Annotated in this window: 1 protein-coding gene and 1 pseudogene; one reads left to right on the top strand and one right to left on the bottom strand. The window is 61.5% G+C overall.

What is annotated here, in order from left to right:
* The coding region (locus tag GWK61_RS58195; RefSeq protein ID WP_228564603.1) for a hypothetical protein at positions 1-193 on the top strand (193 nt) is incomplete at its 5' end.
* A gap of 27 nt (positions 194-220) precedes the next feature.
* Here the strand turns inward: GWK61_RS58195 and GWK61_RS55195 are convergent.
* A pseudogene (locus GWK61_RS55195) lies at positions 221-367 on the bottom strand (IS5/IS1182 family transposase); the annotation flags it as partial.
* Positions 368-494: the final 127 nt, after the last annotated feature.

The raw sequence follows: 494 nt of genomic DNA, 5'->3' as shown, positions 1-494 counted from the left end.
CTCGACGACTGCCACCTCACCGGCCACGATCGACAGCACGATCCTCAGCTTCTACCCCACCGGGAACTGTGGATACGCGCCCCGTCAGATCGCTACCGGATCGGGAAAATACGTCCGACTCGACAGCGGGCGACTGACACAGCCCGGCCCGGCCATCGCGAACACCATCTACATCGGATGCGTGAAGACGTAAGAGGGCGTTTGATTTGCACTCTTTGCACTAGTAGGTGCCTCGACAGGTAGGGGCGTTTTCTCCAGTGATGCACTTGCTGACGTTGTCGATCATCGCTACGTTGATCATGGCTTCGGAGCTCTCGGGGAGAGTCTCGTAGTCGCGGACGAGCCGGCGGTGCAGCATCAGCCAGCCCGTTGGGTCGGCCGCGCGGCGAGGTTCCTGAACTGGTCAGGTCCTTTTTCCGCGCGGCCTCCCGCCGAACCGGACGTGACCGTTTACGGTCATCCGGCTCTCCAGTGGTTACGGCGTGTTGGATCTG

This window comes from Catenulispora rubra (assembly GCF_015356825.1).
Lineage (GTDB): Bacteria > Actinomycetota > Actinomycetes > Streptomycetales > Catenulisporaceae > Catenulispora > Catenulispora rubra.
This window is presented reverse-complemented; position numbering and strand designations above follow the sequence as displayed.